This is a genomic window from Pseudomonas sp., from assembly GCF_040514055.1.
GTDB lineage: Bacteria > Pseudomonadota > Gammaproteobacteria > Pseudomonadales > Pseudomonadaceae > Aquipseudomonas.
The window spans coordinates 68742-91293 of record NZ_JBEVDL010000083.1; the positions used below are offsets into that span (position 1 = coordinate 68742).

The following is a 22552-nucleotide window of genomic DNA, read 5'->3' on the forward strand; positions in this document are numbered from 1 at the left end:
AGAAAAACGGGCGGCGCTCTGTGGAGCGTCGCCCGTTTTGTCATTAGAGGGTTAGCCATAACCCCGTTCAGGTGCTCCCGCCCATGCGGGTGCAGTACACCCACTAGAGCGCGGCTTCGTGCACGCGGCTCCATAACAACAAATGCGAGGGGAAATCCCCAATGACTGCCAGTACCCCCATGTTGATCACCTTCATCGTGTATATCGCGGCGATGGTCCTGATCGGTTTGATTGCCTACCTGCGGACGAAGGATTTTTCCGACTACATCCTGGGCGGTCGTAGCCTGGGCAGTTTCGTTACCGCGCTGTCGGCCGGTGCCTCCGACATGAGCGGCTGGTTGCTGATGGGCCTGCCGGGCGCGGTGTACATGTCCGGCCTGTCCGAAGGCTGGATCGCCATTGGCCTGATCGTCGGTGCCTACCTGAACTGGCTGTTCGTCGCCGGGCGGCTGCGGGTGCAGACCGAACACAACGGCAACGCATTGACCCTGCCGGACTACTTCACCAACCGCTTCGAGGACACCAGCAAGGTGCTGCGGATTCTCTCGGCTGTGGTGATCCTGCTGTTCTTCACCATTTACTGTGCGTCCGGCATCGTCGCCGGTGCGCGCCTGTTCGAAAGCACCTTCGGCATGTCCTATGAGACCGCGCTGTGGGCCGGTGCCGCGGCGACCATCGCCTACACCTTTATCGGTGGTTTCCTGGCGGTCAGCTGGACCGACACCGTGCAGGCCACGTTGATGATCTTCGCGCTGATCCTCACGCCGATCGTGGTGATGATCGCCACCGGTGGTGCGGACGCGACCTTCGCCGCCATCGAGCTGAACGATGCCACCAACTTCGACATGCTCAAGGGCGCCAGTTTCGTTGGCGTGATCTCGCTGATGGCCTGGGGCCTGGGCTATTTCGGCCAGCCGCATATCCTCGCGCGTTTTATGGCGGTGGATTCGGTGAAATCGATTCCGGCGGCACGCCGTATCTCCATGACCTGGATGATCCTGTGCCTGGGTGGCGCGGTCGCCGTGGGCTTCTTCGGCATCGCCTACTTCGCGGCGCACCCCGAGGTGGCCGGTCCGGTGGTGGAAAACCCGGAGCGGGTGTTTATCGAGCTGGCCAAGCTGCTGTTCAACCCCTGGATCGCCGGTGTGCTGCTGTCGGCCATCCTGGCGGCGGTGATGAGCACCCTGAGCTGCCAGTTGCTGGTCTGCTCCAGCGCCCTGACCGAGGACTTCTACAAGTCGTTCCTGCGCAAGGGCGCCAGCCAGAAAGAACTGGTGTGGGTCGGTCGTGGCATGGTGTTGCTGGTCGCCCTGGTGGCCATCGCCATCGCCTCTAACCCTGAGAGCAAGGTTCTGGGCTTGGTGTCCTACGCCTGGGCCGGTTTTGGCGCTGCCTTTGGTCCGGTGGTACTGATCTCGCTGCTGTGGAAACACATGACCCGCAACGGCGCCCTGGCGGGCATGCTGGTCGGTGCCCTGACCGTGATCCTGTGGAAGAACTTCCTCGGCCACCTGGGCCTGTACGAAATCATTCCGGGCTTTGTTTTCGCCAGCCTCGCCATCCTGGTGTTCAGCCGGATCGGCGCGGGTGCTTCGCCCAGCATGTTGAAACGCTTCGACCAGGCGGAGAAGGAGTTCCGCGCCGCCTGATCGTTTGACCGAATCGGGTTCCCGGCGGGTCGCCCGGGAACCTTGGGTCGAGGGCATTAACGCCTTCGGCAGTGCGTGTGACCGATAGTGCTTCGCCGGTCCACTCCTTGGGGTGGGACCGGCTTTTTTTATTGGGCAGGTTTGGTTTTTTTTCGGCCCGTGGCCGGGGCTTCAGAAATGGTGCTATCGGCAGGCGCAGGGTGGATAACGCGCTTCTTAGCCACCGACAGGCGGTTGGCGCAGGGCACTTGCAGCAGCTTCACAGGGTGCCTGGGGTGACCGCGGCCAGGTCGATACGTCGCCACAGGGCCTGGGCGACGCTGTAGCAGGCGAAAGCCAGCAGGCCCACGCCAATCGCCAGCAGTAAAGCGCTGCCGGCCGGCAGCGCCTGCAGTGCGGCGAACACCTCCTGCAGACCCGGTGGATCGGTGGGCTTGTAACGACGGCTACCGGCCACCAGCAAGGCGGCGATGACCAGAAAGACGCAGCCGCGGGCGAGCAGACCCGTTCGGGCAACCGGACGCACCCAGCGCATCACGCGTTCATCGGCCTGGAAGTAGCGCACGAAATCCGCCGTCCAGCTCTTGACCAGGTGAGCGATCCCGACGCCCGCGGGCACCAGCGCAACGGCGTACAACAGCAGGTTGGAATGGTCCCAGCCCAGCAGGCCCTGCAAGGCGTCCTGGCCCGAGCCGGCGTTTTTCTCCGCCCCGAGATCCTTGAACAGCAACCGGGCGGTGAACAGGGCCAGCATCAGGTGCACCCCGGCGCTGGCCAGCAGGCCGCCGCGCACCACCAGCCCCTTCAGCTCATGTCCGTGGCAATCGCTGTCGCCAATCGCCTGGGCCAGGCGCCAGGCGCTGAAGGACAGCAGGCCCACCAGCATCAGCCCCAAGAGGATTTCGCCCGAAGGCTGCTCGAGCAGCGTGCGCAACGCGCCCTTGGCGTCTACGGTGTGTTCGGATCCCGTGGCCGCAGCGATCGCGAAACAACCGACGATCAGGTACACCAGACCGCGGGCCGCATAACCGCTGCGGGCCAGCCCGGTCACTGCTGGACTTACCTGCATAATCTTCACTGCCTCTTGCATATTGTTTTTGGGGGAAGCTGTTTCGCCTTTACCCTGGACACTGTGCCCGGGCTGGCAAGGGGTAGAGCAGCGAAGCGGCGCGGGAGTTCAGGCCAATTCGCCCGCGGCGGCCGCGCCCAGGCAGGGCTGACAAGGCGGCTGAACGGGTCGATCGCCACTGACTAGGGAGTTGCGCTGCGGCCCGTTGTCACCCGGATGGAACCCTAATTCACGGGGGCTGCCTATGGGTTACACAGCCTTGGTCAGAGTCGTTACCCATGCAGTCCTCCCTTGCCAGCCCCTCCCCGTGCTCCGCGTCGAATGTGTACTCCACTCGCGCCGAATCCAGACCGCTTTACCAGCAGTTATTGACGCCAGCGGCCCCTGGGGGACAACCGAGCGCAGAGACTCTGGAGGCCGCGCGTGCCTATCTGCAGGCGCGCCTGGAAGAGGCGTCAGCTCTGCCCATGGACGCGGCGGACGAGCTGCCTGAGACGTTGGCGGCCGTGCCCGCCTGGATGGAGGCCAACCTGACGCGGGTCGGCCAGCAGTATCAGCAGTACCTGGCGGCGCGCAAGGCGGGCGCCGCGCCGCGTTATTTCTCCAGCAAGGCCCATGCCCTGTATTTCTTGCGGGCGGTGGCACCCACCAAACTGGTGGATGGCGCCTGGCTGTACGGCCTGCTCGCGCACTGGCAGGACCCGCGGTTTGCCGGCTTGATCCGTACCTATCTGGAAGAATTGGGCGAGGGCCGTCCAGAGCAGAACCATGTGCGGTTGTACCGGCAGTTGCTGGCGGCCAATGGCTGCGAGGATGCCGACGATCTGGACGACCCCTACTATGTCCAGGGCGCCATTCAGCTGGCGCTGGCCTACCAGGCCGAGCACTTTCTGCCAGAGCTGATCGGCTTCAATCTGGGCTACGAGCAATTGCCGCTGCACCTGATGATCTGTGCATACGAGCTGAGCGAGCTGGCGATTGATCCCTACTATTTCACCCTGCACGTGACCGTCGACAACGCGGCCAGCGGGCATGCGCGTTTGGCCCTGGACGGTCTACTGCAGGCACTGCCGCAGCTGGGTGACCGCCATGGATTTTACCGGCGGGTGCGCAATGGTTATCGGCTGAATGCACTCGGGGTCAGCACCCTGGCAGCGATTGAGGGCTTCGACCTGGAGGCCCAGGTGCACGGGGTGCTGGCGCGCAAAAGCCGGATCGGTAAACAGATGCACGGGGATTTCTGCCGGTTCGGCGAGCGGACGGTCAATCAATGGTTGGCCGACCCTGCCGAGATACCGGCGTTTCTGCAGCAACTGCAGGCCCAGGGCTGGATCAAGCGCCACCGGGATCCGGCAGAGAGTCGGTTCTGGCAGTTGATCCAGGGCCCGAAAGCCGCGATGTTCGGGGTCTTCAGTGGCTACGAGCAGGCGTTGATCAAGCAGTGGATCGCCGGTGATTGGTCGCCCGTGTGCGCGCCACGCCGCCGGGTGCCCGCCAGGGGAGGAGCGACCGGTCCCACAGCCATCGACCCGAAGGCGCCAGCCAGTGATTTCGACAGTGAGGAGCGCCTGCTCGAACAACGCCTGGCCGGTCTTGCCGACCCGCGGGCGCGGATGACGGCGTTGATCCCGCTGCTGGCGCCGCACCGGCATGACCGTCCCGTGGGGTTGCTGGCGACCCGCTTGTTCGTGCAGGGGCTGGCAAGGTCTTAACGCGTGCCGTGATGGCCGATCTCTCAGGGAGTTTTTTGCAATGGGTACGATCCTCAATCGCGCACTGGCGTTATCCACCCCATCGATGCCAGGCGGCGAGCAGGAGCGCCTGGCGTTGGACAGCGCCCGGGATGTGGCGCTGCTGCGCCTGGGCATGCTGCTGCAACGCGAGGGCTACCGCTTCACTTGCGTAACGCCGGCCACCCACGCCCGGGTCAATGGCCGTCCCGGTAATCGTTGGGCCAGCGACCTGGCCGGTGTCTTCGGCTGGAGCCGGGCCTTTGGTCCCGAGGCGGTGAGCGCCGAGGTGCTGGCCCTGATGCGCCAGGCCGATATCCTGCTCAAGGGGGAGGACGGCTGGCGCAGTCGGGTGCGTTTTTCCACCTTGGGGCCGCACCTGTTCGTGCACTCGGCTTACCCCACGGTGCAGGCCGATGCGGTGTTTTTCGGCCCGGACAGCTACCGGTTCGCGGCCGCCATCGAGGCCCACCGCAATGGCCGCGAGAGGCCGGTGCGGCGCGCGGTGGACATCGGCTGCGGCGCCGGCCCCGGCGCATTGCAAGTGGCGCGCCTGTGGCCGGATGCCGAGGTGCTGGCACTGGATATCAATGCCGAGGCGCTGCGCTATACCCGCTTGAATGCGGCGCTGGCGGTGGCCGGTCAGGTCCGGGTGGTGGCCAGCGATCTCCTGGGGGCCGTGGACGGAGCCTTTGACCTGATCATCGCCAATCCACCCTATATGGCCGACCCGCAGGCGCGGGCTTACCGCGACGGGGGCGGCACGCTAGGCGTTGAGCTGTCGGTAGCCATGGTCGAAGCGGCATTGCCGCGCTTGGCGCCCGGTGGCAGCCTGTTGCTGTACAGCGGTGTCGCCATCCTGGCGGGCGTCGATCCCTTTATCGAACGGATCGCGCCGCTGCTGGGCGACAGCGGCCTGCGCTGGCATTACCACGAGGTGGACCCCGATGTGTTTGGCGAGGAGTTGGATGAAGCGGCCTATACCCAAGTCGACCGCATCGCTGCGGTGGTCCTCGAGGTGACCCGGTTTCGGGGCGCGCTAGCCGAGCCGGGCTAGGGCTTGGGAGGCGGTTGCCGGCGCACGTCCAGCTGCTCGATCAACTCGATCAGCGCCTCCAGGCTTACCGGTTTGTTCAGGTACTGGGTGAATCCGGCGTCGAGTGCTTTCTGGATATCCTGGGCCCTGTGGTGACCGGTCAGGGCGATGGCCGGCACCTGGCTCAATGCCGGTAGCCGGCGCAGTGCGACGATCAGCTCGCCACCGTCCATGTCCGGCATGTCGATGTCCGACAGCACCAGGTCAAAGGCGTTACTTTGCGCCGCCAGCAGGGCCTCGGCGCCACTGATCGTGCTGGTGACCTGGGCGTGCTCCATCTCCAGCAAGGTGCGCAGCACCTCCAGCACCTCAGGCGAGTCGTCGACCATCAGTACCCGCAGCTCCCGCAGTTTGCCGACCCCCTGGCCCGCGGCGCCCTTGGAGGCCTCAGGGGAGGGCGCATAGAGCGGCAGGCGCACGCTGAAGAGGCTGCCCTGGCCCACCCCAGCGGAATCGACCTGCACCGAGCCGCCATGGGCTTCGGTCAGCTGACGCACCAGCGCCAGACCGATGCCCAGGCCTTCCGGGTGCCGCCGGTCAAGCCGCCCCCGGGCCTGACCGAACAGGTCGAAAACGATGGGCAGCGACGCCGGGTCGATACCCTGGCCGTTGTCGCGGATATCCAGGCGCGCCATGCCGCTGTCGGTCTCCGTACTCAGGGTCAGGCTGATCCGCCCACCGGCCGGGGTGAATTTCAGGGCATTGCTTACCAGGTTCCAGAAGATCTGCTCGATGCGGATCAGGTCGCCATCCACCACCACGGGTTCCTCATCGTCGGGCAGCGTCAGCGTGGTGCTCAGTTCACTGGCGTGGGCCTGGCTGTCGAGCGACTCGACAAAACCCTCGAGCAGCTTGTTCAAGTCCACCGGTGTACGGTTGAGTCGCAGCTTGCCCGTGCGCAAGCGCGACAGGTCGAGCAGGTCGTCGATCACCCGAGCCTGCGTGCGCACCGCCGCCACGATGCTGCTGGCCGCGCGATGGGCCAGTGGGGTGTCCTTGACCTTTGGCAAACGCGACAACAGCTCGGCATTGAGCTGGATCAGGTTGAGCGGTTGCCGGAGCTCGCGGGACAGCACGGCGAGGAACTCATCCTGCCGCGGGTTCGGCGCCTGGGCGCCCTCCAGGCCCGCGCGGCGCACGAGGTCTTGGCGGTGTCGCCGGGTCAGGTCGCGGGCGATCTTGGCATAACCCTGGAGTACCGGGGACGCCTGTGGCCCCGTGGGCGACACCGCACCCAGTAGCGGGGTCACCACGCTGCCGCAGTACACCCGCGTGCCGTCCTGACGCAGCTGCCAGCGTTCATCCTCGGCGCGGCCCTGCTCCCGCGCGCGTTGCAGCTCCTCGGCAGGGGCGTTGCGTTTGCGGTCTTCGGGCAGAAACAACAGGGCGCTCGAGTGGCCCAGGGTTTCATGTGCCGCGTAGCCGAACAGCAATTCGGCGCCGCGGTTCCAGCTGGTGATCTGGCCCTCGGTGTCGAGGGTGAGGATGGCGTAGTCGACTGTGCTCTGCGCCACCATGCGCATGTGCTCCTGGCCCGCATGGAGCCTTTCCTCGGCCAGGCGTCGGCGGGTGATATCGATAAAGGTCAGGCCGATGCCATCCGAGCTCTCGTCGTTGGTGTGGTAGGGCACCATGCGCGCGATGTACCAGTGCCCACTGAGGCTGCTCACCTCGCGTTCCAGCGCTTGCGACGAACTGAGCGTGTGCTGGGCATCGCTGGCAAGGCTGTCGTAGGTCAGGTGGTGGGTAATATCGAGCAAGGAGCGGCCGGCGTCCGTGGCGATGATATTGAAGATTTCGCTGGCCCGCGGCGTATACCACTTGATCCGCATCTGACGGTCGAGGAACACCGTGGCGATATCGGTGGCGGTGATCAGGTTCTGCAGGTCGTTGTTGAGCCGATCAGTTTCTTCCACCTTGTATTTAAGCTCGTGGTTGACCGTCAGCAGCTCCTCGTTGATCGATTGCAGCTCTTCCTTGCTGGTTTCGACTTCCTCGGTGATGGAGCGCAGTTCTTCGTTGATCGCCTGCAGCTCCTCGTTGGAGGCCTTGAGCTCCTGATTGGAGAGATGGGCCTGCTCGATGGTCTCCTGGAGCTGTTTCTGGGTCTGCTGCAGCTCCTCCTCCAGTTGCTTGAGCAAACGGCTTTGGCCGTGCTCGCCGTCCGCCTGGCCCTCGCCGTCGAGGCTGTCCTCGACCTCGTCGAACAGCACCAGGAACAGCTCGCTTTGGCTGTCGCGGAAGGGCCGTACCACCATGTTGATATACGCGGCGCCCTCGTCGCGCTCAAGGTGGACCCGGCGCGCCTCGACGCTGCGGCCAGAACGCATGGCCTGGTACAGCGCTGTGCGCAGCTCCAGGCGCAGGTCGGGGTGCACCAGCAGCAGCAGGTTGTGCGACGGCTCGCCACCGGCGTAGCGCAGAAACTGCCCGGCGCGCTCGGACAGGTGCACGATCTGCCCGTCGTGGTCGACTATGACGCTGGACGGCGCATACTGGTCGAGCACCTGCCGGTGCAGCGTGGCGACGGCCGTGCGGTGCAACTGGCCGGGTTTTTCCAAGGGCGCCGGGGGCAGGGTCGGCAAGGCTTCGGCCTTGACCAGCGGCTGAGCGCGGGGCATCGCGGCCGCGGTCTGGCTGCGGTACAGGCGGTTTTTCTTGTCCACGGGGATAAACAGCTCATTGCAGATATCCGCGGACTCCGAGCTGCCGAGAAACAGGTAGCCCCCCGGCACCAGGGCGAAATGGAACAGCCGCAGGATTTCCCGTTGTACCTCGCGGTCCAGGTAGATCAGCAGGTTGCGGCAGCTGATCAGCTGGAGTTTGGAAAACGGCGGGTCGCGCAGCAGGTTATGCACGGCGAACAGCACCTTCTCCCGCAGTTCCTTTTTGATCCGATAGTGATTGTGTTCCTTGCTGAAAAAATTGCGCAGCCGCGAGGGGGCTACGTCGGTGATGATGGCCAGCGGGTAGATGCCGGCCCGGCCCACTGCGATGGATTGTTCATTGATGTCGGTGGCGAACAGCTGGACCTTGCAGGGCCGCCCGACGAGCTCGGCCTGCTCGCACAGCAGCATGGCCAGGGAATAGGGCTCTTCGCCCGTGGAGCAGCCCGCCGACCACGCCCTGATCTCGCGCACTTCGCCGTCGGCGGCCTCGAACAGCTGCGGCAGCACATCCCGCTCCAGGGCGTCGAAGGCTTCGCGGTCACGAAAGAATTGGGTCACGCCGATCAGCATGTCGCTCAACAGCGCCACGGTTTCCTCGGAGTGCTGCAGCAGGTGGTCGCGGTAGGCGGGCAAGTCCGTCACCCGGTTGACTTGCATGCGCCGCTCGATGCGGCGCAGTACTGTGGCGCGCTTGTAGTGCTGGAAATCGTGGCCGGTGCGCTGTTGCAGCAGGTTGACGATATCGGCCAACGCCGCTTCGGCCGCCGCTTCTGCAGCGTCATTGCTCGGCGGCAACACCTTGACCTGCTCGGCGATGTCGCGCGGTAGCCAGATGGCCCTGGCATTGCTCCAGATATCCAGCAGTTTTTGCGGCATCTCGGCGGCGGGCAGTATCAGGTCGGCTTGCCCGGTGGCGATGGCGTTGCGCGGCATCTCCTCGTACTCGGCGTCGTCAGGACTTTGCACCAGGGTCAAGCCGCCTTGTTCCTTGATCCGCGCCATGCCCACCGAGCCGTCAGTGCCCGTGCCGGTCAGGACGATGCAGTAGGCGCGTTGCTGGTGAACGTCGGCCAGGGTGCGGAAGAACAGGTCGATGGCGATGTGCCGACCCTGCACCGGGTCGGCTTCGCTGACGCCCAGGTGGCCATCGCTCATGACCAGGTTCAACGCGGGCGAGATGATATAGACATGATTCTTCTCGATCGGCAGCTGCTCGGTGACCTGAACCACCGGCATCCGGGTGACCCGCTGGAGAATCTTGTCGGCATTGCTCTCGTGGCGTGGCGACAGGTGCAGGATCACCACAAAGGCCATGCCGTTGTCGCTGGGCATGTTTTCGAAGAAACGCCGCAGCGCCTGCAGGCCGCCCGCGGAGGCACCGATGCCGACGACCGGGAAATCCAGTGGGTGGGGCACCTGTTCAGGCGTTTTGTGGGGTACAGAAGTCGATTCAATGGTGTTGCTCATGCCAGTCCCTTGTTAAACGTGGCGACACTGATTCGTTCATCCATTTGCTAGGGATATCCGCAGTACGGCAAGGTTCCCTGTCCGACGGAAGTTTGGCGGTTGAACCGCGGGCGCGCGGGAATGACCACGCTGGTCCGCGCCGGCGTGCGGAAACCGTCGAGGCACAACGGCCCGAACCTGGTAAAAGCCAGGTTGGTGCTACCGAATCAGCCGTCGGGCGCCATTGCAGGGCCCCAACCGCGGCCGCCGTCGGCCTCCTGGTCGTTCAAATCATTTGCCGGAAGCGGTTCCAGCCGTGCTGCCAGAGCACTAGCCAGTAGGGCGTGGCTGGCCCTATCCCGGCTAATTGCAGGCGCGGGTACTGTTGCAGTACTTGGTCGAGTTGAATCTCCTCGCGGGGGGATACGTCGACGAACAGCACGTGTTTACCCTGGCGCAGGCTCTTGGCGAACTGGCGGAACTGCCGGTTGGGTCGCTGCAGGCCGAAGAACCCTCCTTCCCAGGTACAAAAACCCAGCAGGATGCCGGCCAGCAAGAGGAATGGTCCCCAGCCCGCCAGGGTGTCGGTCCAGCCGGCCAGGTAGGGAATCAGCAGCGCCAGGCTGGCCATCACCACTCCAATCAGGGCGCCGCGCACACTGCTGCGGATCACGTCGCGCTTGAGCAGGGACGGCACGCTGTGCAGGCGGTGGCGCTGCACCTCGGCATTGCGCTCGGTCAGCACATGGATCTGCTCGAGGCGCAGGCCGCGGTTTTCCAGTTCGCGCTCGATGCGCTCCAGCTCGTCGAGGTCGTCGCTGATGTAGTAGTGGCGGTTCATATCGCACCTCCCGGGTGTGATGGGCCCCGGCGCAGGGGCTGTTTGGCGAGAGACCACGGCGTTGTCTGTTAGCTCCGTAATTTTCGCATTGAGGTCGCTGCAAGGATCGAAGCCACTCGCCAGGCGCGATAGCCCGCTTCGATAGCCACTATCGAGGCAAGTGATTACCCCGCCCGCTGGGCCTTGGTTAACATGGCCACAGCTTGTAAAGGGCGCCTGCGCACCGCCCGAGGCCGCCGCTCCGTCGATGGCCGATCCGTTGAACAGTGTTTGCCTCTCATTTTGCTTCTGCTCCTTGGCCCGCCACCGTGCGGGCCTTTTTTATGGACGGGCGTCTTGGCTGATGTCGCCGACGTGCGCGGGCCTGCTTGAACGCGGCGGCTTTGCGTTCTGCTGCCGCTCCTCTAAGCTGGCGGGCTGTTTCCTTGCGCCGAGAGCCGCCGTGACCGAATCGCCGAAAAACCCGCTGCATGGGATCACCCTGGAAGCCATCCTGACCGAACTGGTGGCCCAATACGGTTGGGACGGGTTGGCCCAGCGCATCGATATCCGCTGCTTCAAGAGCGACCCCAGCATCAAGTCGAGCCTGACCTTCCTGCGCAAGACGCCCTGGGCGCGGGAAAAGGTCGAGGCGCTGTTTATCAAGCAGCGGCGGGTGCCGCGCTGAGTCGTTCGGTGGTGCGGGGCGGCCTATGGTCTTGCCCTGTAGACCGCCGCGGCCTCCTTGATGCGACAGCGGCCTGGCCTGTTGCCATACTCTGTGCCGCTGCCGCCGTGCGCGGTTACCTACCCTCAGATTCAGGAGCTGATCGATGCCGGGTCACTTAAGGTTTTTCGCTGGTGCAGTGCTGGCCGCCGGCCTGTTGAGCAGCGCCCATGCGGCGCCAACCTGCGCGGCGCAGTCGCCGGCAGCGGTGGCGCAGCAGCTGCAAGCCGAGCATTACTTTTTTTATGTGGAACCCGAACCGGCCGCTGCGCTGCTCAGTCCGCGCCTGCTGAAGCTGTTGCGCGACGATGCGGCGTGCACCGAACGTGAGCAAGGTATCTGTGCCCAAGGCTCTGACCCTTGGCTGGATGCCCAGGACGGTGAGATGGGCCAGCCCCTGACGTTCAAGGAAACGGCCAATGACGGCACGCGAGCCGAGTTGGTCCTGGGCTTTCCCTTTGTGCTGGACCCGGAACATCCTGTCCAACGCCAGTCGCTGCTGCAGTTCGTAAAAACCGCCGGCTGCTGGCAGCTGGACGACTTGCAGGGCCCCGAGCAGCGCACCTGGCTGGGCGAGCAGCTGAAGACTTGGGCTGCGCAGTACGGCGCCGCTGGCGAGTGACCTAGAGGGATAACGGTTTATATCCACCGACCGGACTAAGGCGTCATCCAAACGCCTGCAACCGGCTGAGTCCATTTCATTTCGACGATTGAGCTGCTCTATCTGTCGATCGATGGCTTTTTTAGCCGCAGCGGTGTCAGCAGCTCCGACAGGCCGTTATGGTCGATCTCCTGCATCAGCTGCAGCAAACGGCCGATCTCGCCGGCGGGAAAGCCCTCGCGGGCGAACCAGTTGAGGTAGGGACCGGGCAGGTCGGCCAGCAGCCGACCCTTGTACTTGCCAAAGGGCATTTCACGGCTGACCAGCAGTAACAGGTCTTCGGCTTGCATGGCGGGGAGGGTCCTGAGGGCGCAACGAGGGATAGGCTTGTAGTTCAGCAACCGCGCGAGGGTCAAGCGCGTATCCTGGTATTGTGCTGCACTCACTCGACCTCCAGGTAATGCGCCGGTGTCCGTCCCCACGCTCAGCATCATCATCCCGGTTCTTAACGAGGTCGAGCAGCTGCCCGGGGTGATCGAGCAGCTGGCACCGCTGCGGGCACGGGGCGCCCAACTGATCCTGGTAGACGGCGGCAGTACCGATGGTACTGCGGCATTGCCACGTGTGGGCCTGGAGTGGGTCGAATCGGCGCCCGGCCGGGCGCGACAAATGAACGCCGGGGCGGCATTGGCACGTGGGGAGGTGCTGCTGTTCCTGCATGCCGACACCTGCCTGCCCGCGGACGCCGATGACCAGGTGGCGCGGGCCCTGGTCGACGACCGTTGCCTGTGGGGACGGTTCGACGTGCGCATCGCCGGTCGCCCCTGGATGCTGCCGGTGGTGGCGTTTCTGATGAACCAGCGGTCGCGGCTGAGCGCGATCGCCACCGGCGATCAGGCGATCTTCGTGCGCCGTGCGACCTTCGAGACCCTGGGCGGTTTTGCCGAGCTGCCGCTGATGGAAGATATCGAACTGTCGACGCGGCTGCGACGGTTGTCGGCGCCGGCCTGTCCACGCGGCCCGGCTATTACCTCGGGGCGCCGCTGGGAGCGTCGCGGCGTGTGGCGCACCATCTGGCTGATGTGGCGCCTGCGCTGGGCCTACTGGCGCGGCGTGCCGGCCAGCCGGATTGCCGAGGCCTATCGCTGAGAGGGCCGTTGCCTACGCGGGGAATTGCCGTTACCGGCGGCTCGCTTGGGACGGTGGTATGGGCAGGCTGCAGCCCGTGCTGCTGCCCGTACCCAGGAACGGCAGCAGGACCGGTGCCATGCCCTTGAGCACCTGCACCGGCAGGGCGGAGGTGAAGCGGAAATTCTCCGCGGCTCGCCCCGGTACAAAGGCGGTCAAGGTGCCGAAATGCCGGGGTCCCAGGTAAAAGACGAAGGTGGCGGTGCGGTTGATCGCCCGGGACTGCAGCACGCGTCCGCCCGGACCGACGCTTTGGATGCGGTTGTCGCCGGTGCCGGTTTTGCCACCCACTGCCAGCAGCTGGCCGTCCGCCAGGGTAAAGGTGCCTTGCAGGCGCCGCGCGGTGCCGTTTTCCACCACCTGGGCCAGCGCCAGGCGCAAGGCCGCCGCGACCTCCGAGGGCAATACCCGTTTGGCCTGATGGGTGTCGCGGCCCAGCAGGGTTTCGTAGGGGGTGTCGGCGGCGAAATGCAGGCGGTCGATGCGCACGCTGGGCAGGCGCAGGCCATCGTTCTGGATGATACCCATCAGCTCGGCCAGTGCCGCGGGGCGGTCACCGGAGCTGCCGATGGCGGTGGCCAGCGACGGCACCAGGTGCGCGAAGGGGTAACCGACTTGCTGCCAGCGGCGGTGGATGTCGAGAAAGGCTTCGACCTCCAGCATGGTGCGGATACGGCTGTCACGGGCGCTCTTGTGGCGGGTCTTGTACAGCCAGCCGTAAACCTCCTGGCGTTCGTTGTCACTGGCCGCCACCGCTTCGCTGAAGGTGGCCTCCGGGTGCTGCAGGAGGAAACCCAGCAGCCACAGCTCCAGCGGGTGGACCCGGGCGATATAGCCCTGGTCCGGCAAGCTCCAGGCCCCGGGGCCGTATTTCTGGTACAGCTCGGCCAGGCGTTTGTCGCTGAATTTTTCCTGGGGCAGATAAGCGTGCAGAAAAGCGCCGAAGGTGGCCTGGTCCGCGTCAGGCATCAGGTAGCGGTGCACGGCGCTGAGGCGGGTGGCCGTGGGGCGCAGCCCCTCGAGAAAGGCACTCAGGCGCTCCTGGGTGCCCTTGCCCTGGTACTTGCGCCAGAAGCGCAACAGAAAGGTGGTGCCTTCTCGGTCGGCGAAACGGCTGAGGTAGGCCTGGCGGCGAGGATCCTGGTCATCCTTGAGCAGCTCGGCGCTGTTGCCCGGGGCCTGGTAAATGCTGTAGCGGACCAGGTCCCGCATCAGCCGGATAAAGGGCAGGTTGATCGACTCGCGCAGCGACTCGTGCAGGGTCGGGTTGCGCCCGTTATCTTCGCGGCGAAAATTGTTGAAACTATGCAGTCCGCCGCCGGTGAAAAATCGTTCGGCCGGGCTCGCCGAGTAGCGCCGTTGCAAGGCGGCTTCGAGCATGGCCGGCAAACCCCGCTCGGTCTTGCTGCCCAAGTAGTCGATGGCCCAGCGGGTCAGGCGGTCCTGCTCCGCCACGTCGACCTGGCGCAGTTGCGCTGCTGTTTGCGTGGCATAGCGCTGGTGCAGCTCGGCGATGACGCCCAGGTAATGGGTCAGCACCCGCAGTTTGGCGGTTGAGCCCAGCTCCAGCTTGCTGCCTTCGTTGATATCGAAGGGCTGGTCGGTGCTGTCGGTTTGCACCCGAACTCGCGAACCGTCGCTGGTGCGTTCGAACAGGGTGAAGCTGTAACGCACCTCGCGGGTTTTTTCCGCAGAGAGCAGGCGTTCGCCGAACAAGCCGACCTGCTCGGCGAACGCCGGGTCGGCCAGCCGCTGCAGGTAGTCACTGACGCGCTGCTGCAGGTCGCCGTTAAGCGGGCTGATGGCGGCCAGGTCGAGGCGGTCGAGGTCGTAGAGCGGACGGTCGAGCAAACTCGACAAACGGCTGCGGGTCAGGCTGATGCCCTTGTTGCCCGCCACCGGCTGCAGGGTGGGGTTCTGCAGCCAGTCGCGAAACACCAGTTGTGCCTGCAAGGCGGCGTCGCGTAGTGCCGGTTCGAGCAAACCTCCTTGGGCGAGCAAGCGGATATGGCTGTCGGTCAGTTCGGCCAGCGCCTGGCGACCTTGCGCCAGGTAATAGGAGGGGCGCCGCTGGGCGATCATCAGGGACAACACCTGGCGCAGCGCCAGGCCGCGCTCGGCGGGGCTGGCGTTGGAGGCGCGAGCGGGATCGAGCAGGCGATTGACCTCGGCGAAGTCGGCGCCGTACCAGACCCGCAGGCCTTCGGCCAGGCCGTGGACTTCACCGTGCCCGGGTACCGCGGACAGCGGCACGCTGTTGAGGTAGTCGCGCACCAGCTGCCTGCGCGTCGCGAGGGTGAGGGGGCCGGCCAGGTAAGCGCGTACGCTGGCCGAGGTCATCTGACGGAGCTTGTCGCCCGCGGACAGGGTGCGGCCATCGACCGCGTGGCGGTATTTTTCCAGTTGCGTGGCCAGGGTGCTGCCGCCAGCGGACTGATCCTGGCGCCCCAGGGCCTTGCCCACTTGCGAGAGCGCGGCCTTGGCGAAACGCGGCCAGTCCACCGCCGGGTTGGCATGGGGCCGTTCGGCGTCGAGCAGGCCGCGATTCTCGATAAACAGCAGGCTGTTAACCACCAGCGGCGGGATATCGGCGAACGCTTCATACAGGTGCTGCGGGTAGTGGAACTGGTACAGCGGCACGCCCCGGCAGTCGTCGATGGTCAGGCCGCTCTGGATCTTTTCCTTATAGGGCACGAACAACCCTTGGCGGGCGTAGGCCAGCAAGGGCTCGGAGAAACGCACCTGCTGCTCGATCAGGTAGCCCCGCCGTTGCAGCCGTTCGAGCATGCCGGGCAAATAGGCATAGCCCAAACGTTTGTCGAAGGGACCGGCCTCGGGAAACAGCAGCCGCTCGCTGGCGCCGGCGGCCAGTTGGTAATCCAGCGCCGCCGCATAACGACTCAAGGCCCAGGCCTGTAGCTGTGAGCTGTGCATCTCCTCGCGCGCCGCCAGGACCAGGGTGGCCAGCAACAGGAGTAACAGCAGTCCGGTGCGCCGTCGCGATTTTTTGCCGGGCCTGGACCCGGCGGGGTCGGACAGGGCCGCAGGCGCCAGGGCGGTATGGGTAGGGTCGGATTGCCGCAATATGCCCATGTTCGCTACGCCCTGCTGGTATTGCTCGATTCAAGCATAGTCGTCGACCCAGCCTTGCAGGGGGCGATCGCGGTCGTCGCTGCACCTTGATGGCAGGTGGCACATTTCCATTTCCCGATGAGACCGCACGGCCCGTCATGGGCCAGTGCAACCCAGCCGAGGTCCAGCAGTGGCGGCAGGGCAGCAGTTGAGGCCGTTGGGGCGGTGATCAATGGGAAAACGGCAGCTCGGGAGGGGCTCCCGAAACGGACAGGCCGCGGCGCGGGCCACGAAACGGATCGGGTCGGTACTGCATGCAAGGCTCGGTCGGTTTGTTGTTTGTTTATCGTTGATGAGTCGATCTGCATCTGTGTAACAGAGACCCTGGGGCGGCAGGAGGTTCCGGACCTGTCGTCGGGCGGGGGCTCAACCGACGAACTGTCGGGGTACTTGCGCGGGTGTTTACGGACCGTCGAGCGGGCCGGTTGCGACGGCCTGGCGCGCCTCTGTAGGGCCAGGGGCCCGTCTTCGCGGCAACGTGACTCGCGATGGTGATGTCCACAGGTCCCAGTCTCGCCTGGCTGATGGATAGGGTAATCTGACGCTTTGGCCGACCAGGAGGCGGGATGGGACAGGCATTGTTGATCGTCGATGTACAGGCGGGACTTTTTCTTTGCGAGCCGGCGCCCTACCAGGCCCAGGCGGTGCTCGAACGCATCAATGGCCTGGCCGCGCGCGCCCGTGCCCAGGAGGTGCCGGTGTTGTATATCCAGCATGATGGTCCGCCGGGTTCGGGCCTGGAGCCGGGTTGCCTGGGCTGGCAGCTGCACCCGGGTTTGCAGCGCGATGAGCGGGATCGGGTCGTGCGCAAGAGTGCCTGCGATGGCTTTCTCGACACGGAGCTGGCCTTGCTGTTGAGTGAACTGGACGTGCAGGAGCTGTTTATCTGCGGTTATGCGACCGAGTTTTGCGTCGACACCCTGGTGCGCCGCGCCGCCAGCGAGGGGTTCGCCGTGCGCCTGGTGGGCGATGCCCACACCACCAAGGACCGTCCGGTACTCAAGGCCGAGCAGATCATCGCCCACCACAACTGGCTGTTGGCCGAGTTGATTCAGCCTCAACGGCCGTTGCAGGTGCTGCCCGCGGCGCAGGTGGTGTTCCGGCGCTAAAGGCCGCGTCCCGAGGGCGTGGTTGCCCGGTGCCTTCGCCGAGCCTAGGGGCAAGCCGATGGTCTGGCCGCGCAAACGCAGCGCACCGGCCAGGTTGCCGCGCCCGTCCAGGACCGGCGGTGGCGCCCACGGGGTGCTGGCGCACGCTTAGCCGCGGGCCGCGCTGACCCCTTCGAGGTTGGCGAAGGAGGTGTCCTTGGCCGTCAGTAGAAAATCGCGCATAAAGGGCGCGTCCAGCATATCGGTGCGGATCCCGGCGTAGAGGGTGGCGAACAGGCCCTTGTCACCCAGGCGCTTGGCGGTGACGTAGCCCCGGGAGCTGTATTCGTGCAGCGCCCAGTTGGGCAGGCCGCAGACGCCGCGCCCGCTGGCCACCAGTTGCATCATCATCACCGTCAGTTCAGAGGTGCGCACCTGCGCCGGTTCGACCTCGGCTGGTTCGAGAAAGCGGGTGAAAATGTCCAGGCGGTCGCGTTCCACCGGGTAGGTGATCAGGGTCTCGCCGCCAAGATCCTCGGGTTGAATGTAGGCCTTGCCGGCCAGGGGGTGCTGGTTGGCCACCGCGAGCATGGCCTCGTAGGTGAACAGCGGCACATAGGTGATGCCCGCCAGCTCCAGTGGGTCGGAGGTCACCACCAGGTCCAGGTCGCCGCGCGCGAGGGCCGGTAACGGGGCGAAGGAAAAGCCCGAGGCCAGGTCCAGTTCGACCTCCGGCCAGGCGTCACGGAACTGGTCGATGGTCGGCATCAGCCACTGGAAACAGCTGTGGCACTCGATGGCCATATGCAGCCGTCCCGCAGTGCCGCCGGCCAGACGCGCCAAGTCCCGTGCGGCGGCCCGCAGTTGCGGCAGCACCTGGTCGGCCAACTGCAGCAGGCGCAGGCCGGCGCTGGTGAACCGCACCGGCTTGGTCTTGCGCACGAAGAGCTGCATGCCAAGGCGCTCTTCGAGCTCCTTGAACTGGTGGGACAGCGCCGACTGGGTGAGGTGCAGGCGTTCGGCGGCTTCGACCAGGCTGTCCGCTTCGCGCAGGGCGTGCAGGGTCTTCAGGTGACGCATTTCCAACATGGGAAAACCTCGCGTTCAAGGAGTGGCTACTGTGAGGCAGGGGCTTAGGGCCTGGCGCAGGCCCGCCGGGTCGCCGGGCAGACGAAATTCACCGGTCAATGCGGGCTGTCCGGGCTCGGCCGCCGACAGCGACAGGCGCAGCGTCTCGCCCCGCGCCGCGTCGCTCATCCAGGCGGTCAGGTCCGCGGCGGCGGGCGTCATGCCGAAGGCGAAGACCGTGCCCACTTGATAACGACCTGCTTGGCGAAATGCCCCGTTGACCGCATAGCGGTGACCGGCCTGGGCGCCGAGGGCCAGGCGCAGGGGGCCGTGAGCGGTGGCATCCGGACCCTCGAAGGCATCGACGGCAAAACCCAGTTCGGTGGCGGCGATCTGCAGCTCGAGGCCGAGGGTCCGTGCCCCCGGGTGGCAACTGAGCATCAAGGTGGCTGGGCTCTGGTAGGGCAGGACGGACGCCAGGCCGGGCAGGCGAGCGGTCTGCATGGGGTTGCCGGGCTGCGGCTGCTCCAGCAGCCACAGCGGCTGCTCGGCGGAGGCCACGGGGGCGGCGGCGAATACGCCGGCGCTCCAGCCCGTGGCCAGGCAGCCGAGAAGAAACGGCGATAGCAGGCGATCTTGCATGAAAAATACTTGTGTTGGTCTGGAATAGGCTGAGTTTGCCTCATGTGCCAGTGCCTGTCGACAATACGCCATCATTTGAATGGAGCGATGGCATGGCACTGGCACACACCCTCGGTTATCCCCGCATCGGACAGGACCGTGAACTGAAAAAAGCCCTGGAGGCCCATTGGCGGGGCGAGCTGGACGAGGCCGGGCTGCGGGCCGCGGGGCGGGCATTGCGGGCCCGGCATTGGCAGGCCCAGCGGGAGGCGGGCATCGACCTGCTGCCGGTGGGTGATTTTGCCTGGTACGACCAGGTGTTGAGTCATTCCCTGGCCTTTGGCGTGGTTCCGTCGCGATTCCTGCCCGCCGGTGGCGTGCCCACCCTGGACACCCTGTTCGCCATGGCCCGCGGCCGTGAGGAGGGGGCCGACGGTTGCTGCGGCGGTGGCCATGCCCAGGAGATGACCAAGTGGTTTGATAGCAACTACCACTACCTGGTGCCGGAGTTCAGCGCCGATCAACAGTTCCGGCTGAGCTGGGAGCAGCTCTTCGAAGAGGTCGACGAGGCCCACGCGCTGGGGCACCGGGTCAAGCCGGTGCTGATCGGTCCGCTGACCTACCTGTGGCTGGGCAAGGTCAAGGGTCCAGCCGGCTTCGACAAATTGGCCCTGCTCGAGCGCTTGTTGCCGGTCTACGGTGAGATCCTCGAGCGGCTGGCCGCCCAGGGCGTGGAGTGGGTGCAGCTGGACGAGCCGATACTCTGCCTGGACTTGCCGCTGGAATGGCGCTCAGCCTTCGAGCGGGCCTACAACCTGCTGCAGTGGTCGCCCCTGAAAAAACTCCTGGCCACCTATTTTGGTGCGCTGGAAGACAACCTCGGACTGGCCGTGGGGTTGCCGGTGCAGGGCTTGCATATCGACCTGGTGCGCGCGCCGGAGCAGTTGCCGCAGGTGCTCGACCGGTTGCCGCGCTACAAGGTACTGTCCCTGGGCGTGGTCAATGGGCGCAACGTCTGGCGCTGTGACCTGGAGGCCGCGCTGGCGACCCTGCAACAGGCCCAGGCGCATTTCGCCGACAACCTCTGGGTCGGCAGTTCCTGCTCGCTGTTGCACTGCCCGGTCGACCTGGACCGGGAAGAGCACTTGGACGACGAGTTGCGCGGCTGGCTGGCCTTCGCCCAGCAAAAATGTGCGGAGATCGCCCTGCTCGCCACTGCCCTGGGCGATCCCAACAGTGCCCGTGTGCAGCAGGCCCTGGCCGAGAGCAGGGCCGTGGGTCAGGCCCGCACGCAGTCCCGACGCATCCACGATCCCGCCGTGCAGGCGCGGCTGGCGGCGGTCGAGCCGGCGCACAGCCAGCGTCGCTCAGCCTATGCCGAGCGCAGCGAAGTGCAACGGCGGGTCCGGCCGCTGCCGCTGTTTCCCACCACCACCATCGGCTCCTTTCCGCAGACCCCGGCGATCCGCCAGGCTCGCCAGGCGTGCAAGCAGGGTCGCCTGTCGGTGGCCGAGTACACCGCCGCCATGCAGGGCGAAATCCGTCAGGCGGTGCAGTTGCAGGAGCTGTTGGGGCTGGATGTGCTGGTGCATGGCGAGGCCGAGCGCAACGACATGGTCGAGTACTTTGCCGAGCAGCTGGACGGCTACGCCTTTACCCGTTTTGGCTGGGTCCAGAGCTATGGTTCGCGTTGCGTCAAACCGGCGTTGATCGTCGGCGACCTGAGCCGGCCGCGGGCCATGACCCTGGACTGGATCCGCTACGCCCAGGGCCTGACCGAGAAACCGCTGAAGGGCATGCTGACTGGTCCGGTGACCATGCTGATGTGGTCCTTCGCCCGCGAGGATCTGCCGCGCGAGACCCAGGCGCAGCAGTTGGCGCTGGCCCTGCGGGACGAAGTCTGCGACCTGGAAGCGGCCGGCATCGGCATCGTGCAAATCGACGAGGCGGCTTTTCGCGAAGGACTGCCACTGCGTCGGGCGCACTGGCCGGCGTACCTGGAATGGGCCACCGAGGCCTTCCGGTTGTGCGCCAGCGGGGTGGCTGATGCGACGCAAATCCACACCCATATGTGCTACAGCGAGTTCAACGACGTGATCGAGGCGATCGCCGCCCTGGACGCCGATGTCATCAGCATCGAGACGTCGCGCTCGGACATGCAACTGCTGGAGGCTTTTGAAACCTTCAACTACCCCAATGCCATCGGCCCCGGGCTGTATGACATCCATTCGCCCAGGGTGCCGACGCGGGCGGCGATGGTCGAGCTGATCCACAAGGCCGTGCGGCGCATCCCGGCCGAGCGGTTGTGGATCAATCCCGATTGCGGCCTGAAGACCCGTGGTTGGGCGGAAACCGAGGCGGCCCTGAGCACCATGGTCGCGGCGGCCCGCGAGCTGCGCCGGCAGTTCGCCTAGGGCCGGTGGACACTACCCGCACGGCCGCGCCGAACCTGGTTGGGCGCGATACGGCGTTACGCGTCGCTCATTTGGAATGACCGCCGGGCGCCGTTCATCAAACTGTCACCGGTTTGTGGCAGCGCGCGCGGCGGACTGTCATCACACTCGCGCTCTACTGGGGATCTGCGTGTGGGTGGTTTTATGGCTAGACCGATGGTTGCGCTGCTGGGGTTGCTGTTGACCGGATGGTTGGCCAGCACTACCGTCGCGGCGGCGCCGCGTTGCGACCTGCAGGCGCCAACCCTGCTGGCCGAGGTGGGTGAGGTGCGCCTGGCGTACCAGAGCATGGGTCGTCCCGGTGACCCGACCCTGCTGCTGGTGATGGGGTTGGGCGGGCAACTGGTGGACTGGCCAGACGAGGTGCTGCTGGCCCTCTGCGAACAGGGGCTGCGGGTCATTCGCTTCGACAACCGCGATGTCGGGCTGTCCGTCTGGGTCCGGGCAGTACCGCAAGCCAGCCTGACCTACCAGGTGGTGCGCTATCGGCTGGGTTTGCCGCTGTCGGCCCCCTATAGCCTGCGTGACATGGCCGGCGACGCGCTAGGCCTGATGGATGCACTGGGCGTTGAATCCTTTCATGTGTTGGGCGCCAGCCTGGGGGGTATGATCGCCCAGCACCTGGCGGACCGGGCGCCGCAGCGGGTATTGAGTCTGACCCTGCTGATGACCAGCTCCAGTGCCCCCGGTCTGCCGTCCCCCACGCCGGCGCTGTTGACCTTGCTGGGGCGGCGCGACGCGGCCAACCGGACATTGGCGCTGGAGCAACAGGTCGACCTGCTAACTGCGCTGGGCAGCCCGCGGGTGGCGGATGATCGTGCGGCGCTGCGGCAACAGGCGCGTCAGGCCTATGCGCGGGCATTCAACCCCGCGGGCGTGGAGCGCCAGTTGATGGCGATTCTCGCCGAGCCGAGCCGTGTGGCCTTGCTTGAGCGCCTGCGGATGCCGACCCTGGTGGTGCACGGTACGGCCGACCCGTTGTTGCCGGTGATGCATGGCGTGCACGTGGCGGCCCATATCCGGGGCAGCCAACTGGTGTTGATCCCGGGTTTGGCGCACCGCTTCCAGGCGGCTTTCAAGGCGCCGCTGCTGGCGGCGGTACTGCCCTATCTCAAGGCCCAGCAGGCCCGAGGCCTGGACCTCAGGGAACGACTGGCGGCGCGCCCCGAGGCGACGACTGTGGGCGCGTTGTGAA

Annotated in this window: 16 protein-coding genes; 9 read left to right on the plus strand and 7 right to left on the minus strand. The window is 65.7% G+C overall.

Annotated features, from left to right (window positions below):
- The first annotated feature begins 161 nt into the window (after positions 1–161).
- On the plus strand, positions 162–1649 hold the full coding sequence (putP, locus tag ABWY06_RS22760) for a sodium/proline symporter PutP (protein WP_353927870.1): 1488 nt from the start codon (positions 162–164) through the stop codon (positions 1647–1649).
- 259 nt (positions 1650–1908) lie between these two features.
- Here the strand turns inward: putP and ABWY06_RS22765 are convergent, their stop codons facing one another.
- Positions 1909–2718 carry a DUF1206 domain-containing protein gene (locus ABWY06_RS22765; protein WP_353927871.1) on the minus strand — a complete coding sequence of 270 codons (810 nt, stop codon included), beginning with the start codon at positions 2716–2718 and terminating at the stop codon, positions 1909–1911.
- A gap of 278 nt (positions 2719–2996) precedes the next feature.
- On the opposite strand from ABWY06_RS22765, the gene ABWY06_RS22770 reads away from it, so the two are divergent.
- A complete protein-coding gene (locus ABWY06_RS22770) occupies positions 2997–4430 on the plus strand; it encodes an iron-containing redox enzyme family protein (RefSeq protein WP_353927872.1) in 1434 nt (477 codons plus the stop codon).
- A gap of 109 nt (positions 4431–4539) precedes the next feature.
- Positions 4540–5505, plus strand: coding sequence for a methyltransferase (locus ABWY06_RS22775; protein WP_353927959.1), 966 nt, complete (start codon positions 4540–4542; stop codon positions 5503–5505).
- Here the strand turns inward: ABWY06_RS22775 and ABWY06_RS22780 are convergent.
- Both ABWY06_RS22780 and ABWY06_RS22785 read right to left on the minus strand, forming a co-directional pair.
- Positions 5502–9680, minus strand: coding sequence for a CheR family methyltransferase (locus tag ABWY06_RS22780; RefSeq protein ID WP_353927873.1), 4179 nt, complete (start codon positions 9678–9680; stop codon positions 5502–5504). The genes ABWY06_RS22775 and ABWY06_RS22780 overlap by 4 nt on opposite strands.
- A 265-nt stretch (positions 9681–9945) precedes the next feature.
- A complete protein-coding gene (locus ABWY06_RS22785; RefSeq protein WP_353927874.1) occupies positions 9946–10500 on the minus strand; it encodes a magnesium transporter in 555 nt (184 codons plus the stop codon).
- Positions 10501–10942: 442 nt separating this feature from the next.
- Here ABWY06_RS22785 and ABWY06_RS22790 point away from each other — a divergent pair, with 442 nt between their 5' ends.
- Together ABWY06_RS22790 and ABWY06_RS22795 are read left to right on the plus strand one after the other, a co-directional pair.
- Complete coding sequence (locus tag ABWY06_RS22790) at positions 10943–11167, plus strand: VF530 family protein (RefSeq protein ID WP_353927875.1); 225 nt, start codon at positions 10943–10945, stop codon at positions 11165–11167.
- Positions 11168–11312: 145 nt separating this feature from the next.
- Positions 11313–11828 (plus strand): hypothetical protein, encoded by a 516-nt coding sequence (locus ABWY06_RS22795; protein WP_353927876.1) that lies wholly within the window; start codon positions 11313–11315, stop codon positions 11826–11828.
- 98 nt (positions 11829–11926) lie between these two features.
- Here ABWY06_RS22795 and ABWY06_RS22800 read toward each other — a convergent pair whose 3' ends face one another.
- A complete protein-coding gene (locus ABWY06_RS22800; RefSeq protein WP_353927877.1) occupies positions 11927–12157 on the minus strand; it encodes a DUF3820 family protein in 231 nt (76 codons plus the stop codon).
- Positions 12158–12275: 118 nt separating this feature from the next.
- On the opposite strand from ABWY06_RS22800, the gene ABWY06_RS22805 reads away from it, so the two are divergent.
- Positions 12276–12956 (plus strand): TIGR04283 family arsenosugar biosynthesis glycosyltransferase, encoded by a 681-nt coding sequence (locus ABWY06_RS22805; RefSeq protein WP_353927878.1) that lies wholly within the window; start codon positions 12276–12278, stop codon positions 12954–12956.
- Positions 12957–12986: 30 nt separating this feature from the next.
- Here ABWY06_RS22805 and ABWY06_RS22810 read toward each other — a convergent pair whose 3' ends face one another.
- A complete protein-coding gene (locus tag ABWY06_RS22810; protein WP_502948239.1) occupies positions 12987–16088 on the minus strand; it encodes a transglycosylase domain-containing protein in 3102 nt (1033 codons plus the stop codon).
- Between the two features lie 605 nt (positions 16089–16693).
- On the opposite strand from ABWY06_RS22810, the gene ABWY06_RS22815 reads away from it, so the two are divergent.
- Positions 16694–17236 (plus strand): cysteine hydrolase family protein, encoded by a 543-nt coding sequence (locus tag ABWY06_RS22815; protein WP_353927879.1) that lies wholly within the window; start codon positions 16694–16696, stop codon positions 17234–17236.
- 147 nt (positions 17237–17383) lie between these two features.
- On the opposite strand, the gene metR is transcribed toward ABWY06_RS22815, so the two are convergent.
- Complete coding sequence (gene metR, locus ABWY06_RS22820; protein WP_353927880.1) at positions 17384–18304, minus strand: transcriptional regulator MetR; 921 nt, start codon at positions 18302–18304, stop codon at positions 17384–17386.
- A gap of 15 nt (positions 18305–18319) precedes the next feature.
- Positions 18320–18925, minus strand: a complete 606-nt coding sequence (locus ABWY06_RS22825) for a hypothetical protein (RefSeq protein WP_353927881.1) — start codon at positions 18923–18925, stop codon at positions 18320–18322.
- A gap of 92 nt (positions 18926–19017) precedes the next feature.
- Here ABWY06_RS22825 and metE point away from each other — a divergent pair, with 92 nt between their 5' ends.
- Positions 19018–21318, plus strand: coding sequence for a 5-methyltetrahydropteroyltriglutamate--homocysteine S-methyltransferase (metE, locus tag ABWY06_RS22830; RefSeq protein ID WP_353927882.1), 2301 nt, complete (start codon positions 19018–19020; stop codon positions 21316–21318).
- A 195-nt stretch (positions 21319–21513) separates the two neighbouring features.
- Positions 21514–22551, plus strand: coding sequence for an alpha/beta fold hydrolase (locus ABWY06_RS22835; protein WP_353927961.1), 1038 nt, complete (start codon positions 21514–21516; stop codon positions 22549–22551).
- Position 22552: the final 1 nt, after the last annotated feature.

Excerpts from the sequence above, each read along its gene's own strand:
- ABWY06_RS22810 (WP_502948239.1), bottom strand. The coding sequence starts at position 16,088 with ATGGGCATATTGCGGCAATCCGACCCTACCCATACCGCCCTGGCGCCT.
- metE (WP_353927882.1), top strand. The coding sequence starts at position 19,018 with ATGGCACTGGCACACACCCTCGGTTATCCCCGCATCGGACAGGACCGT.
- ABWY06_RS22765 (WP_353927871.1), bottom strand. The coding sequence starts at position 2,718 with ATGCAGGTAAGTCCAGCAGTGACCGGGCTGGCCCGCAGCGGTTATGCG.
- ABWY06_RS22795 (WP_353927876.1), top strand. The coding sequence starts at position 11,313 with ATGCCGGGTCACTTAAGGTTTTTCGCTGGTGCAGTGCTGGCCGCCGGC.
- ABWY06_RS22800 (WP_353927877.1), bottom strand. The coding sequence starts at position 12,157 with ATGCAAGCCGAAGACCTGTTACTGCTGGTCAGCCGTGAAATGCCCTTT.
- ABWY06_RS22785 (WP_353927874.1), bottom strand. The coding sequence starts at position 10,500 with ATGAACCGCCACTACTACATCAGCGACGACCTCGACGAGCTGGAGCGC.
- ABWY06_RS22825 (WP_353927881.1), bottom strand. The coding sequence starts at position 18,925 with ATGCAAGATCGCCTGCTATCGCCGTTTCTTCTCGGCTGCCTGGCCACG.
- ABWY06_RS22780 (WP_353927873.1), bottom strand. The coding sequence starts at position 9,680 with ATGAGCAACACCATTGAATCGACTTCTGTACCCCACAAAACGCCTGAA.
- metR (WP_353927880.1), bottom strand. The coding sequence starts at position 18,304 with ATGTTGGAAATGCGTCACCTGAAGACCCTGCACGCCCTGCGCGAAGCG.
- putP (WP_353927870.1), top strand. The coding sequence starts at position 162 with ATGACTGCCAGTACCCCCATGTTGATCACCTTCATCGTGTATATCGCG.
- ABWY06_RS22815 (WP_353927879.1), top strand. The coding sequence starts at position 16,694 with ATGGGACAGGCATTGTTGATCGTCGATGTACAGGCGGGACTTTTTCTT.
- ABWY06_RS22770 (WP_353927872.1), top strand. The coding sequence starts at position 2,997 with ATGCAGTCCTCCCTTGCCAGCCCCTCCCCGTGCTCCGCGTCGAATGTG.
- ABWY06_RS22835 (WP_353927961.1), top strand. The coding sequence starts at position 21,514 with ATGGTTGCGCTGCTGGGGTTGCTGTTGACCGGATGGTTGGCCAGCACT.